Raw genomic sequence first — 13495 nt, 5'->3', positions numbered from 1 at the left:
CCCTGACGGAACAACAACCCTGACGGACAACGAGAAGGAACTCCATCTGTGACGCACGTACTGATCGTCGAGGACGAGGAATCGCTGGCCGACCCATTGGCCTTCCTTTTGCGCAAGGAGGGTTTTGAGGCAAGCGTGATCAACGACGGTGCTCAGGCGCTGTCGGCCTTCGACCGCATCAACCCCGACATCGTGCTCCTCGACCTGATGCTCCCCGGCATGTCCGGGACCGAGGTCTGCCGCACCCTGCGCTCCAAGTCGAGCGTGCCGGTCATCATGGTGACCGCCCGCGACAGCGAGATCGACAAGGTCGTGGGTCTCGAACTCGGCGCCGACGACTATGTCACCAAGCCCTATTCGGCCCGTGAACTCATCGCCCGCATCCGCGCCGTGCTGCGTCGTGGCGGTGAGGTCGGCGACGACGAATTGGTGGTCGCGGTCCTGGAGGCGGGGCCGGTGCGGATGGATGTGGATCGCCACACCGTGGCCGTCAACGGTGAGCCGATCACGTTGCCGCTCAAGGAGTTCGATCTCCTCGAGTACCTGATGCGCAACTCCGGCCGGGTCCTCACCCGCGGGCAGCTCATCGACCGGGTGTGGGGTGCCGATTACGTCGGTGACACCAAGACCCTCGACGTCCACGTGAAGCGGCTGCGGTCGAAGATCGAACCCGATCCCGGCAATCCGAAGCATCTGGTCACCGTGCGCGGGTTGGGGTACAAACTCGAGCCCTGAGTGCCTGAGCTCGTCGTCGAAATCAAGCCGCGTCGAACTCAGTCCTCGTCGAGCTTCTCGTATTTGATGTCGGTGTCGCGACGGGTCGTGGCAGCGGCCGTGGCGGGGTGAACGGCGATCAGCCCCAACCCATTTCGACGGCGACAGGCCGCGGCCAATACGTCGTAGGCCGGTTGGCCGAGCAGCGCGATCAGCTCCGGCTCGTAGGACTGCCACACCTGCTTGGCGCCGACGTGGGCATCGGGTGATCCGGTGCAGTACCACTTCAGGTCGTGACCGCCCTCGCCCCAACCGCGACGGTCGAATTCGGTGATCGTCGTCTTCAGGATCGGGGTGCCGTCGGGACGATCCACCCAGTCTTGTTCGCGGCGCACCGGAAGCTGCCAGCACACCTCGGGTTTCACCGTCAGCGGCTCGAGACCCTTGCGTAGTGCCATCGCGTGCAGAGCGCAGCCCGGTCCCTTCGCGAAGCCGGGGCGATTGGCAAAGATGCAGGCGCCCTTGTGAACTCGTGTCTTGAGGGCCGGCTCGTCGTCGAGGTCGCTCTCCTCGAGGTATCCGCGGGGTCCGAGTGGATCCTTGCCGGAACCCTTCTTGTAGAACTGCCAGTCATCCTCGGTCAGCATCGCGACACCCTTGGCGAGGATCTTGCGGTCATCCTTGTCCGAGAGGTACGCGCCGTGCGTGCAGCAACCGTCGGTGTCGCGGCCGTCGACGATCCCCTGGCACGCGGGTGTGCCGAAGACGCACGTCCAATGCGACAGCAGCCACGTGAGATCGGCGGCGATCAGGTGTTCCGGATCGGCCGGATCGACGAATTCGTACCATTCGCGCGGAAAGTCGGGGTGCACCTCGGGTGCTGGCGTCATCCGGGCGGACGTCTGGGGGCTGGCCACACCCTCAACGGTAGCGCCCGCATCGGCAAACAGGCGGGTCGCGCAGCGGGTGAGATCGGTGACGCATTACTTTGTAGGCGTGCGTTTAGGAGTGCTCGACGTGGGCAGCAACACTGTCCATCTGCTGGTCGTCGATGCCCACCGGGGAGGTCACCCCACCCCGATGAGTTCAACGAAGGCCGTGCTGCGGTTGGCCGAGAACATCGACGACGACGGTCGCCTCAACGACCGCGCCGCCATCAAACTCGTCGAGTCGATCGACGAGTTCACCCACATCGCCACCACCTCGGGGTGCGAGCGGGTCATGGCCTTCGCCACCTCCGCGGTGCGCGATGCCACCAACTCCGACGAGGTGCTCGCCGCGGTCACCGCCAAGACCGGAGTCGACGTCACCGTCCTCAGCGGCCGTGACGAGGCCCGCCTGACCTCCCTTGCGGTGCGCCGCTGGTACGGCTGGAGTGCCGGACGCATCCTCGCCCTCGACATCGGCGGCGGCTCCCTGGAGATGTCCAACGGTGTCGACGAGGAGCCCGACGTCGCGCTGTCGGTGCCGCTCGGTGCCGGTCGCGTCACCCGCGACTGGCTGCCCGGGGATCCGCCCGATCGGCGACGGATCGGGGTGCTGCGGGATTGGCTCGACGCCGAACTCAAACCCGTTGCGAAGGAATTGAGAGCGCCGGGCACGCCGGATCTCGCGGTCGGATCGTCGAAGACCTTCCGCAGCCTCGCCCGCCTCACCGGTGCCGCGCCGTCGAGCGCGGGTCCGCGGGTACGACGCCAGCTGACCTCCAGCGGTCTGCGGCAGTTGATCGCATTCATCTCGCGGATGACCACGTCCGATCGCTCCGAGCTCGAGGGCGTCAGCAGTGACCGCGCGGGCCAGTTGGTGGCGGGTGCGCTGGTCGCCGAGGCGGCGATGCGTGCACTCTCGGTCGATACACTGGAAATCTGTCCGTGGGCGCTGCGTGAGGGAGTGATCCTTCGTCAGCTCGACAACGAGCTGCCGGAATCACTCGAAGCCGGGGTCTGATCAGTTCCGATCCCCGCCCAGACACGACCCGAAGGGAGAACGCCCGCATGGCCAACGAGGATGCCGATTCCCGGCCCATCTCGGTGTCGGAACTGCTGGCACGGAGGCAAGCGGCCGGGGGACCGACACCCGCGGCGCAGGGTCGGGGCCGCCGCCGCGTCGGGCGCGACGGCGCGGTGTCGATGTCCGAACTGACCGGCGAGATCCCCAAGATCACCGACGACCCGACGCCTCCGGCCGCAGCCGCACCGTCGGTACCTCCTGTCGCGCCAACACCCACGCCGGCCACGCCCACCCCGCCGGCCGCACCCACGCCCGTATCCACGCCCACTCCGCCGCCCGTATCGCCGCCCGCCCCGCCGCCCGCGAGTGATCCGCGCGTATCCGCCTACACCCAGCCGACTCCCTCGTCGTTCCCCCGTTCGGAGAATCCGGCCGCACGTCAGCCGACACCCGGCTCGGCCTCGGGCCCGTCCACCGGCCCGACGGCGGTCCCGCGGTTCACCACGGCGAGTGGCATGCCCGGGTACACACCGGCACCGCCGACCCTGCCCGAACCCATCGTCGCCGAGGACACCGCGGACACCTCAGCAGGCGCGTCCACCGATACAGCCGCGGCGTCGACGACCCCGGAGGTTCCGGTCGGTGACATCCCGGTCGCCGAGCGGGTCGCCCCGGCGGTGTCGGCCACCGACCAGACGACGGTGATCCCCGCGGTCGACTCCACTCCGCCGTCGAGTGCGGGATTCGCCGAGGTCATGGATGACTTCGACTCCTACCGGAACTTCTCCGACGTCGAGGACGAGCCGGTCGCCGACGTGAAACCCAAGCGCCGACTCTTCGGCCGTCGCAAGAAGGCCGACGCCCCGACGCGCGCGGCGATCGCGAAGGCCGCGGCACCGGAGACCGTCGTCGAGCCGGCTCTGCCGACCACGCCGGAACCGGCTTCGGATCAGGCCCCGTCGGACGACTTGGTGTGGGCGCCCGCGACCACCGAGTCCACCATCGTCACCAACGAACCCACCGCCGACGAGTTGCTCGATGTGGAACCGGCGGATTCCGAGCCCATCGCGGTCGGCTACACCGCAGAGCCGGGCCGCGCCGCCGAACCCGCAGCCCCCGACGAAGTCGAGACGGCACTCCTCGAGATCGACGACTCGGCGACCGCCACACCGGGCACGTCCACCGCCGAGGCCCCCGACTCTTTCGCCGCCGACTCTGTTGCCGCCGACTCCGTCACCGGAAACGGCATCGACGACGCCGCGGAGCCGGCCGTCGAGTCCGCGGAACCGGCCGACGCACCGTCGGCGCCCGCGCTCGCATACTCCGAACTCCCCGAGGGCGAGTCGTACGCCGCGGCCATGCCGCTCGCGGCTGCGAACGGGCCCGGTATCGAGCCGGCGGAGACAACCGAGTCGTCCGACTCCACCGACGACGCGGCCGACTCGGCAGCCCGACGTCGGGCTCGTGCCGCGCTGCGCGATGTTCCCGCCGCGGTCGCCGCCCTCGACGCCAAGGGCCTCGACGCCAAGGGCCTCGACGGCAAGGGCCGGGATGCCGCGGCCGGTAAGGACGAGGCCAAGAAGGACAAGAAGGCAGCCAAGGCCGCGAAGAAGCAAGCCGCGGCGCGGGCCGCCGACGGCGACGCGCCGGCCGAGCACACCGAACATTCCCCGATCACCGCGTGGGCCCTGCTGATCCTGGAGGTTCTCGCCGGCATCGCGATCGGTATCGGCCTGTTCTGGGGATTCACCGAGCTCTGGCGCTGGAACGTCTGGTTCGCGCTTGTGCTCGCGGTGCTGGTGATCTTCGGCATCGTGACCTTCGCCCACGTCGTTCGACATGCCCGCGACCTGTTCACAACTCTGCTCGCGCTCGGCGTCGGGTTGATCGTGACCATGGGACCGTTGGTTCTGCTGACGTGACCGACGCCGCTGCCACGACCGTGTCCACCGGCAGACGGGCCATGCCGCGGTGAACATCCGCGAGATCCCGATCGGTCTGTCCACGGCATCGGTGTATCCGCAGAATCTGGAGGCGGCGTTCGGTTACGCCGCCGACCTCGGCTTCGACGGCGTCGAACTGATGGTGTGGGGAGATCCGGCGAGCCAGGACATCCGGCGCGTCGAATACCTCTCCGAGCGGTACCAGATGCCGGTGCTCTCCATCCATGCGCCGTGCCTGCTCATCTCCCAGCGTGTCTGGGGGCGGGAGCCGACGGTGAAACTCGCCCGGTCGGTACAGGCTGCCGAGGATCTCGGCGCGCCGACCGTCGTCGTACATCCGCCGTTCCGTTGGCAGCGAACCTATGTCGAGGCATTCGACGATCTCGTCGGTGAACTCGAGGACGACAGTGGGATCGCCATCGGGGTGGAGAACATGTTCCCGATGCGTGCGGACCGGCTGTTCGGCACAGGGGAACGCTCGCTGCGTCGCTATGCCCAGCGCGGCGGTGGGCCGGGTGCGTCGGCGTCGGCGTTCGGCAAATCCATCGACCCGACCGATGACGGCTACCGCAACTACACCCTCGATCTGTCGCATACCGCCACCGCGGGCGCCGATGCGCGCTCGATGTTCGAGCGCATGGGATCGGGACTGCAGCACCTGCATCTCGCCGACGGCAGCGGCGCGCCGACCGACGAGCACATGATTCCCGGCGACGGCTCGCAACCGTGTGCCGAGATCTGCCGGGCGATCGCCGCGGGCGACTTCGACGGCGCCGTCGTCCTCGAGGTGACGACGTCGTCGGCGCGCACCAAACCCGAGCGCAGCGCGCTGCTCGCGCGTTCCCTCGACTTCGCACGGCAGCATCTGCGGCGGGAACGGGTCGGTCTGTGAGCGCGACCTTCGCCGACCTCATCAGCCTGTCGACGACGTCGTCGTCGCACTCCACGATCTCCTTCGCGGCCACCGTCGACCCGACGTTCACGATCGGTCCCAAGGTCCACGGCGGCTCGCTGCAGGCGATCACCGCGGCCGCCGCGCGGGAAGGCTTCCGCGAGCTGCTACGCGCGCAGGGGCACGATGTCAACGACTCGCTCGTGCCGGTGGCGATCGCCAGCGACTATCTGTCGGCTCCCGATCCTGCAGCCATCGACGTGGCGGTGACCCTGCGCAAACGCGGCCGCACCGTCTGTGTGCTCGTGGTGGAGATCGCGCAGGGTGGGCGCACGATGGTGTCGTCGTCGGTGACGATGGCGCGCCAGGACTCGGGAACGCCCGTGCACTCGGCCCCACACGTCCTGGCCGACGTGCCCCTCGAACCCGTCACCGGTGGCATCGACATCCACACGTCGTCGCTCGGGGAGGTCATGCACCTGGGGCCTGCCCTCGATCTGGTGCTCGACCCGTCGTCGTTCGCACCGGCGCGCGGGGAGACGGGCGATCCCGTCGTCATCGGCTGGACCCGACCCACCGGCGGCGTCGACGCCGACGCTGATTTCGCCGTCCTGGTCTGCGATATCTCGCCACCGGTGGTGATGAATCTGGGCATGTTCGGGTGGGCGCCGACGGTCCAGCTGACCACCTATGTGCGACGCACGCCCGCAGCCGGATGGCTCCGGTTCGCGGCGACCAGCGTCGAGGTGGGACCCGGAATGTTCGAGGAGGATCACCTCGTGGTGGACTCGACAGGAGCAGTGGTGGCGCAGTCGCGTCAGCTCGCGTTGATACCGGCGCGTGGCTGACCCGTGCCGCCGCGGTACGTACAACCCGGAAGGCAACAGAGAACGTGACGCAACGCATCGCGATCATCGGCGGCGGCAAGATCGGTGAGGCACTGCTCGCCGGCCTGATCTCCTCGGGCAAACCGACCAAGAACCTCGTCGTCGCGGAGAAGATGTCGAGCCGCGCGACGGAGATCGCCGACGAATACGGTGTCCTCGTCACCGACGTCAAGCACGCCGTGGAGAGCGCGCAGATCGTCTTCCTCGCCATCAAGCCCGACGACGTGCCGTCGGTGCTGCGGGAACTGGCCAAGGCCGACGACAGCGGCGACGAGGAGCGGGTGACGGTGACCCTGGTCGCCGGCCTGCCGCTGGCCCGCTACGAGAATGCGCTGCAGGCGGGATCACCGGTCATCCGGGTCATGCCCAACACGCCGATGCTGGTCAATGAGGCCATGTCCGCGGTGGCGCCCGGCCGCTATGTGAGCGAGGACCAGCTCAACGCCGTCGTCGAGTTGCTGACCTCGGTCGGCCGCGTGCTGGTGGTGCCGGAGAAGCAGATGGACGCGGTCACCGCGATCTCCGGGTCCGGGCCCGCGTACGCATTCCTGCTGGCGGAGTCGATGATCGAGGCGGGTGTCGCGCTGGGGCTGACCCGCGCACAGGCCAACGAGCTGACCATCCAGACGATCAAGGGCGCCGGCGTGCTGCTCTCCGAGTCCGGCCTGTCCCCGGCCGATCTGCGGGCCGCGGTGACCTCGCCCGGCGGCACGACGGCTGCGGCGGTTCGTGAATTCGAGGCGGCGGGCTTCCGCCACGGCGTCTACGAGGCGACCGGCGCAGCGGCCGCGGCCAGCGCGAAGGCTGGGCGTCGAGTGGAGATTGAGAGTTCTGTGCCCGGTTCGACGGCCGTCGACGACGTCGACGCCCCCTGAAATAGGGGTCCCACGCCCCGAAAACCCCAGGATGTTGGGTTTCGCTTCGAAGAAGCGCGAATTTCCTCACAACTCACGTCGCTTTTTTCACATCTGCCACGCTAAGCTCCTTTAAGCACGTGCGTGTCTGATGTCCGCCGGAGGGGAAGCCGGCGGCCGCGACGCGTGCTCCGGAGGTATGAGTAATTCATGGCACCTGCAGATAAGCCTGACAGGACCGGCGTGAGCAATGCGTCGCCGGGCTCGCAGTTTCTGACCGTCGCCGAGGTCGCAGCCTTGATGCGGGTCTCCAAGATGACCGTCTATCGCCTGGTGCACAGTGGCGAGCTCCCCGCGGTACGCGTGGGTCGTTCCTTCCGGGTGCACGCGAAGGCCGTGCACGATTACCTGGAGACGTCGTACTTCGACGCCGGCTAGAAGCCCGTGAGTTCGACTCCCTCTCGACGCGTCCTAGCCGACCTGTCGAGGGGGAGTTCGTGTCTGCGTCACGGCGGCGGTGCTGTTCGAACCACCCTGGATTTCGCCATGAGGTCACCGAACGGTAGTCTTGGAGATCGCGTGCCTGACCCGATGCGGATGGCACAGGACATCTAGCGTCAATCGTGAGGAAGCATCCCCATGGGTTCAGTGATCAAGAAGCGCCGCAAGCGCATGTCGAAGAAGAAGCACCGCAAGCTGCTCCGTCGTACCCGAGTGCAGCGTCGTAAACTCGGCAAGTGACGTCGAGCACGTCGGCGTGCTGACCACCGAAGAACCCGCACCCAGGTGCGGGTTCTTCTGCGTGATGGGACACCTCGCCCGGGGCGGCCCTGCGGGTTGTCGTTTACGCTGATCGCCATGGCATCCGATACCCCTGCCGAGCCCTCGACGCCGCGCTCCGTCCTGGTGACCGGGGCGTCGACGTTCCTCGGCGGCTATCTGATCGCTCGCTTGGCGGCCAACCCCGCCATCGACCGTGTGCTGGCCGTCGACTCGCGGGTGCCGCGCAAGGATCTGCTGCGTCGGATGGGCCGGGCGGAGTTCCTGCGGATGGACATCCGACGTCCCGCCATCGCCAAGGCGATCGCCTCCTACGACGTCGACACGGTCGTCCACGCGGCCACCTCGATCATGGAGACCGCGCCACACTCGGCGGCGATCAAGGAGTTCAATCTCGTCGGATCGATGCAGGTCTGCGCCGCGTGTCAGCGCAGTCCGTCGGTCAAACGCCTCATCCTGCGCTCCACCGCGATGGTGTACGGGGCCAGTGCGCACGATCCGTCCCACTTCTCCGAGGGCACGCCCGCACGTCGCGAGCCGACCCGCGGATACGGCCGGGATCTGCTCGACGTCGAGGGTTACGTGCGTGGCCTCGCCCGCCGTCGGCAGGACATCGACGTCACCATCCTGCGGACCCAGGCGATCCTCGGGCCGCGGATCAACACGCGGATGGGGTCATATCTGTCCCTGCCGCTCGTGCCGAAGGTGATCGGTATGCAGCCACGATTGCAGTTCCTCCACGAGGAGGACGCCCTCGAGGCCATGGAGTACGCAACGCTCTCCAACCATCCCGGCACGTTCAACATCGCTGCCGACGGTGTCGTCACCCTCACCCAGGCGATCCGACGTACCGGGCACATCGAGATGCCGGTGCCCGGCGGACTGCTCGCGCCGATCACCGGCGTCTTCCAGGACATCCGGTCGGCGAAACTGCGCTCGAGCCAGACCGACTTCCTGACCTACGGCCGCGTGCTCGACACCACCCGCATGAGGACCGATCTCGGATTCGCGCCGTCGTACACGACCTCGGAGACCCTCGACGATTTCATCGCTCGCGGCAAGGTGAATCCGGTCATCGGTGCGGACACGTGGCGGTCGCTCGAGCGGCGGGTGACATCGGCGGCACACCAGCTGCTGTGACCCCCGGGGGCGGACCGTGTCGGGGAGAGTGGCACGTCCTGTGACGCAAGTGAGTGACACTTCTCCGTGTTCTGTCAGAATGTGGCCGGATTGGTGGAGCCATGGTGCGCAACCCAATTGCAACGTCTAAACTCGTCGGAGAAGAGAGCCAGAGTCGGGGGCTTCGGGGGCCGCACATCACACGCGCACCGGGATCATCACGGATGGTTGTCCAGTCACGATTTGCTACGAGAGGTGGTGGGTGCGGTGATTCCCAGCGGCGCAAATGATGCGCGCACCGCAAAGGTCATCCAGCTCTACGCAACCCCTGACGCCGACCTCGGACGTGACCACGCGCAACGCCGGCATCCCAGCCAGCAGGACCGGCCCGGCACTCCCGCACCGCAGAGTCGCGTACGCGTGAAAGACCGCACTTCGCAAGGGATTCCGGTCGGCCACCCGAACACCGACGATTTCGGTCCGTCCGCGGCGGTCACTCCCATCAACGACGACATCGCAGTGCCGGGCGAGTTGGGCGCCGAGCACATCGGCCCGGCCAAGTCGAGCCCATTCTTCTCTTTGTCGGGAATGCGCGGTGCTGTCGCGGATTCACTGACTGCAACCGCAGGTTTCATTCGAGAAAGAATGAGCGGCGAATATGAAGTAGATGAATTCGGATTCGATCCGCACTTCACAGAATCTGTGTGGTTTCCCGCGGTTCGTCAGGTTTATGACAAGTGGTTCCGTGTCGAGGTCAGCGGAATCGAGAATCTTCCGGTTGAGGGCGGCGCCCTCCTCGTCGCCAACCACGCCGGAGTCCTCCCCATCGACGCGTTGATGACGTCACTGGCCGTTCGTGACAATCATCCGACCGGTCGCTACCTCCGCATCCTCGCCGCCGACATGGCGTTCGAGGCGCCCGGCGTCAGCGACGTCGCACGACGCATCGGTGCCACCCTCGCCTGCACCGCCGACGCCGACCGGCTGTTGCGTGCCGGCGAACTCGCCGCCGTCTGGCCGGAGGGGTACAAGGGCATCGGCAAGCTGTACAAGGATCGCTACAAGCTGCAGCGGTTCGGCCGCGGCGGATTCGTCACCACGGCATTGCGCAACGCTGCACCGATCATCCCGGTGTCCATCGTCGGCTCCGAAGAGATCTACCCGATGATCGGTGATTTCAAGCCCCTCGCGAAGATCCTGGGCATCCCATATTTCCCGATCACTCCGCTGTTCCCGTGGCTCGGCCCGCTCGGTGCGGTGCCGCTTCCGTCGAAGTGGCACATCCACTTCGGTCGGCCCATCGAGACCGGTGGCTACGACGAGTCGTCGGCCGACGACCCGATGGTCGTTTTCGATCTCACCGATCATGTCCGCGAAGAAATCCAGCAGACGCTGTTCCGGATGCTGAGTCGTCGCGGGAGCATCTACTTCGGCTGATCGGCGCGAACCTCCTGCGATAGTGTTCGGCCCATGAAAGCCGTCACCTGTCACGAGGGTCAGCTCGCCGTCACCGAGATCCCCACTCCGGAACCCGGTCGCGGCCAGGTGCTGCTCAAGGTGGTTCGTGCCGGCATCTGCGGCTCCGATCTGCACGCGCGGGTCCACTGCGATGCCACCGCGGACATGACCGTCGAGGTCGGCTACGACGAGTTCATGCGGTCCGGCGACTCGGTGGTGATGGGCCACGAATTCGTCGGTGAGGTCGTCTCCTACGGGCCGGGGTGCCGCAAGCGCTGGAAGCCGGGATCGCTGGCGGTGGCGATGCCGATGATCCGCCACGGAGATCAGCCGCACCTCACCGGATACTCGGAGCTCGCGCCGGGCGCCTACGCCGAGTACGTCCTTGCCGCGGAGGATCTCACCATGCCGGTGCCCGAGAAGCTCTCCGCGGAGAGAGCTGCGCTCACCGAACCGATGGCCGTCGCCCACCACGCCGTCCGACGCGGCGAGGTGGGCCGAAAGGATGTCGCGATCGTCATCGGCTGTGGCCCCATCGGCTTGGCGGTGATCGCCATGCTCAAGGCCGACGGCGTGAAAACCGTTGTAGCCAGCGATCCTTCGGCTGGTCGCCGATCCCTCGCCCGACGCTGCGGTGCGGATATCGTCGTCGACCCCAAGATCGAATCACCGTGGACGGTGGCCGCCGACAAGGGTGACTACATCACGGCCGCCACCGACCTCTTCGACGTCGCCTTCGGCGCGATGAAGAAACTGCAGTTCATTCCCCGCGTTCCGTGGTGGTCGCTGATCCGCCTCGGCGAACGATTCGGGGCCACCCCCCGCGGTCCCGTCGTCTTCGAGTGCGTCGGCGTGCCCGGCATCATCGAGAACATCGTGTCGCACGCACCGTTCCGGACGCGCGTCGTCGTGGTCGGCGTCTGCATGGAGACCGATTCCTTCCGCCCCGCGATGGCGATCAACAAGGAACTCGAGTTGCGGTTCGTCTTCGGCTACGACCCGGCCGAGTTCCGGTCCGCGCTGCACCTGATCGCCGATGGCAAGGTCGACGTCGCGCCGCTGATCACCGGGACCGTCGGACTCGCCGGTGTGCCGTGGGCCTTCGAGGCGCTCGGGGGTGCCGAGCGGCATGCAAAGGTCCTCGTCGATCCGACGAGTCTCGTCGAGACGCTGTAGGTTTCGGCGGCGCGCTCAGCGTCGATGTCGAAACGCGCTGAGGGCTGCGGCCGCTCCGCCGCCGACCGCACCGATCACCAACGCCGACGTCGCACCGTACTTCGCGGCCTTGCGTGCGGTCCGGAAGTCATACATCTCCCAGCCGCGGATCTTCGCGACGTCGCGCAGATCGGAGTCGGGATTGATGGCAACCGCCTTGCCGACCAGTGACAGCATCGGGACGTCGTTGTGCGAGTCGGAGTATGCGGTGCAGCGCTTGAGATTCAACCCTTCGCGAATTGCCAAGGCGCGCACCGCATGGGCCTTGCCCGGGCCGTGCAGGATGTCGCCGACGAGACGTCCGGTGAAGATGCCGTCCTTGCTTTCGGCGACGGTGCCCAGAGCGCCCGTGAGGCCGAGCTTGGTGGCGATGGTCTGCGCCAACTCCACCGGAGTCGCGGTGACCAACCAAACCTGTTGTCCCGCATCGAGATGCCGCTGCGCCAGCGCGAGCGTACCCGGCCAGATCTTGTCGGCGATGATCTCGTCGTAGATGTCCTCGCCGAGGTCGATCAGGTCCTGCGTCCGTCGTCCGGCGATGAACGACAGTGCCTTCTCGCGGCCCTCGGCCACGTCTCGGGCGTTCTCCTTGCCGGTGATGCGGAACTTTGCCTGCGTCCACGCGAAATCGAGGATGTCGCTGTAGGTGAAGAACTTTCGGGCGGCCAACCCACGTGCGAACAGCACGATCGAGGCGCCCTGCACCAGGGTGTTGTCGACGTCGAAGAAGGCCGCGGCGGTCAGATCGGTCGGCGCCTCGCCACGCTCGCGCTCCCGCTCGATCTCGTCCTCGGTGCGTGGACGCGCGCGCAGCGTGTCGAGCGCGGCCTCGGCGCTGGCCTCGCCGGCGAGACGCTGGCGGAGCTCGTGGGCGGTTTGGCGGAATCTGCCCGATGCGGCGGTCGCCCGATCGGAGATCCAGGTCGTGACCCGGCTCGCCTCGTCGTCCTCCTCGGACGCATCCTCGGCAGCGGCGGGATCGGCGTCCTCGGCCGTGTCGACGACGATCGCGGCGTCCGCGCCCGCGGTGGGATAGACCAGTTCGGCGTGCGCCTCCCAGTCGTCTGGGTGCGGCGTCGGGGTCGCGCCCTCGTCGCCGGGGGCGACGTTCTCGGGGGCGACGTTCTCGGGCGCGGAGCCATCGAGCTCGGCAATCTCGACAGTGCCGTCGTCGACGGAGGCGTCGGGCGTGGAGGTGTCGGTCACCGCATCGTCGACCGCATCTTCCGCCGGACCCGGATCAGCCGGATCCTGGGTCTCACCCACAGGCCACCTCCATACAGATTCGTGGCCTCCAGCCTAGCGGCTGTCGGCGTGCCGTCGGCTGGCAAACTGGTGGCATGTCAGTGACATTCCTGACGCGTGCCGGATGCGCGGCATGCGAATCAGCACGTGGCGACCTCACCCGCATCCTCGCCGACTTCGGTCTCGGGTTCGAGGAGATCGACGTCGACGCCGCTGCCGCCGACGGTCGCCCCGGACTGCGGGCCGAGTTCGGTGACCGACTCCCCGTCCTCCTCCTCGACGACGCCGAGCACAGCTACTGGGAGATCGACGAGCCCCGCCTGCGGAAAGATCTGGCCGGCCGAGCGGGCACATCGTAGCGTCGAGCGGGCACGCACCAGCACCGAGCGGGCACGCACCAGCACCGACCGGGCACTCACCAGCACCGACCGGGCACGC

The 13495-nt window shown here is 67.5% G+C and carries 14 protein-coding genes; 12 read left to right on the top strand and 2 right to left on the bottom strand.

Features of this window, described 5'->3' with window-relative positions; all coding sequences use genetic code 11:
- The first annotated feature begins 48 nt into the window (after positions 1 to 48).
- Positions 49 to 735, top strand: coding sequence for a winged helix-turn-helix domain-containing protein (locus ACZ4TW_RS15345; protein WP_465543882.1), 687 nt, complete (start codon positions 49 to 51; stop codon positions 733 to 735).
- A gap of 38 nt (positions 736 to 773) precedes the next feature.
- On the opposite strand, the gene ACZ4TW_RS15340 is transcribed toward ACZ4TW_RS15345, so the two are convergent.
- The gene (locus ACZ4TW_RS15340) at positions 774 to 1631 is read right to left on the bottom strand and encodes a DUF3109 family protein (RefSeq protein ID WP_465543880.1); all 858 of its coding nucleotides are present in this window, start codon (positions 1629 to 1631) and stop codon (positions 774 to 776) included.
- A gap of 163 nt (positions 1632 to 1794) precedes the next feature.
- Between ACZ4TW_RS15340 and ACZ4TW_RS15335 the strand changes: the two genes are divergently transcribed.
- From ACZ4TW_RS15335 to ACZ4TW_RS15290, 10 genes are all read left to right on the top strand, one after another.
- Positions 1795 to 2661, top strand: a complete 867-nt coding sequence (locus tag ACZ4TW_RS15335) for a Ppx/GppA family phosphatase (protein ID WP_465543878.1) — start codon at positions 1795 to 1797, stop codon at positions 2659 to 2661.
- Between the two features lie 518 nt (positions 2662 to 3179).
- Positions 3180 to 4586: a GtrA domain-containing protein gene (locus ACZ4TW_RS15330; RefSeq protein WP_465543876.1), complete on the top strand. Its 1407-nt coding sequence runs from the start codon at positions 3180 to 3182 to the stop codon at positions 4584 to 4586.
- A 49-nt stretch (positions 4587 to 4635) separates the two neighbouring features.
- Entirely contained in the window at positions 4636 to 5499 is an 864-nt protein-coding gene (locus ACZ4TW_RS15325; protein WP_465543874.1) for a sugar phosphate isomerase/epimerase family protein, read from the top strand.
- Positions 5496 to 6347: a thioesterase family protein gene (locus ACZ4TW_RS15320; protein ID WP_465543872.1), complete on the top strand. Its 852-nt coding sequence runs from the start codon at positions 5496 to 5498 to the stop codon at positions 6345 to 6347. Before ACZ4TW_RS15325 ends, ACZ4TW_RS15320 begins: the two co-directional genes overlap by 4 nt.
- Before the next feature lie 44 nt (positions 6348 to 6391).
- Positions 6392 to 7261, top strand: coding sequence for a pyrroline-5-carboxylate reductase (proC, locus tag ACZ4TW_RS15315; protein WP_465543870.1), 870 nt, complete (start codon positions 6392 to 6394; stop codon positions 7259 to 7261).
- A 189-nt stretch (positions 7262 to 7450) separates the two neighbouring features.
- Positions 7451 to 7678: a helix-turn-helix domain-containing protein gene (locus tag ACZ4TW_RS15310; RefSeq protein WP_465543868.1), complete on the top strand. Its 228-nt coding sequence runs from the start codon at positions 7451 to 7453 to the stop codon at positions 7676 to 7678.
- A 201-nt stretch (positions 7679 to 7879) separates the two neighbouring features.
- Positions 7880 to 7981, top strand: coding sequence for a 30S ribosomal protein bS22 (locus tag ACZ4TW_RS15305; RefSeq protein ID WP_003402602.1), 102 nt, complete (start codon positions 7880 to 7882; stop codon positions 7979 to 7981).
- Positions 7982 to 8098: 117 nt separating this feature from the next.
- Positions 8099 to 9160: an NAD-dependent epimerase/dehydratase family protein gene (locus ACZ4TW_RS15300; protein ID WP_465543864.1), complete on the top strand. Its 1062-nt coding sequence runs from the start codon at positions 8099 to 8101 to the stop codon at positions 9158 to 9160.
- Positions 9161 to 9397: 237 nt separating this feature from the next.
- Positions 9398 to 10576, top strand: coding sequence for a lysophospholipid acyltransferase family protein (locus tag ACZ4TW_RS15295; RefSeq protein ID WP_465543862.1), 1179 nt, complete (start codon positions 9398 to 9400; stop codon positions 10574 to 10576).
- Between the two features lie 33 nt (positions 10577 to 10609).
- The gene (locus ACZ4TW_RS15290) at positions 10610 to 11773 is read left to right on the top strand and encodes a zinc-binding dehydrogenase (RefSeq protein ID WP_465543860.1); all 1164 of its coding nucleotides are present in this window, start codon (positions 10610 to 10612) and stop codon (positions 11771 to 11773) included.
- A 15-nt stretch (positions 11774 to 11788) separates the two neighbouring features.
- On the opposite strand, the gene ACZ4TW_RS15285 is transcribed toward ACZ4TW_RS15290, so the two are convergent.
- Positions 11789 to 13078 carry an HAD family hydrolase gene (locus ACZ4TW_RS15285; protein ID WP_465543858.1) on the bottom strand — a complete coding sequence of 430 codons (1290 nt, stop codon included), beginning with the start codon at positions 13076 to 13078 and terminating at the stop codon, positions 11789 to 11791.
- 74 nt (positions 13079 to 13152) lie between these two features.
- On the opposite strand from ACZ4TW_RS15285, the gene ACZ4TW_RS15280 reads away from it, so the two are divergent.
- On the top strand, positions 13153 to 13416 hold the full coding sequence (locus ACZ4TW_RS15280) for a glutaredoxin family protein (RefSeq protein WP_465543856.1): 264 nt from the start codon (positions 13153 to 13155) through the stop codon (positions 13414 to 13416).
- The last annotated feature ends 79 nt before the right edge of the window (positions 13417 to 13495 follow it).

The organism is Agromyces sp. NPDC029043, assembly GCF_055564615.1.
This window is presented reverse-complemented; position numbering and strand designations above follow the sequence as displayed.

Coding starts and splice junctions, on each gene's coding strand:
- ACZ4TW_RS15335 (WP_465543878.1), top strand. CDS start 1,795: ATGAGTTCAACGAAGGCCGTGCTGCGGTTGGCCGAGAACATCGACGAC.
- ACZ4TW_RS15330 (WP_465543876.1), top strand. CDS start 3,180: ATGCCCGGGTACACACCGGCACCGCCGACCCTGCCCGAACCCATCGTC.
- ACZ4TW_RS15310 (WP_465543868.1), top strand. CDS start 7,451: ATGGCACCTGCAGATAAGCCTGACAGGACCGGCGTGAGCAATGCGTCG.
- ACZ4TW_RS15305 (WP_003402602.1), top strand. CDS start 7,880: ATGGGTTCAGTGATCAAGAAGCGCCGCAAGCGCATGTCGAAGAAGAAG.
- ACZ4TW_RS15300 (WP_465543864.1), top strand. CDS start 8,099: ATGGCATCCGATACCCCTGCCGAGCCCTCGACGCCGCGCTCCGTCCTG.
- ACZ4TW_RS15290 (WP_465543860.1), top strand. CDS start 10,610: ATGAAAGCCGTCACCTGTCACGAGGGTCAGCTCGCCGTCACCGAGATC.
- ACZ4TW_RS15280 (WP_465543856.1), top strand. CDS start 13,153: ATGTCAGTGACATTCCTGACGCGTGCCGGATGCGCGGCATGCGAATCA.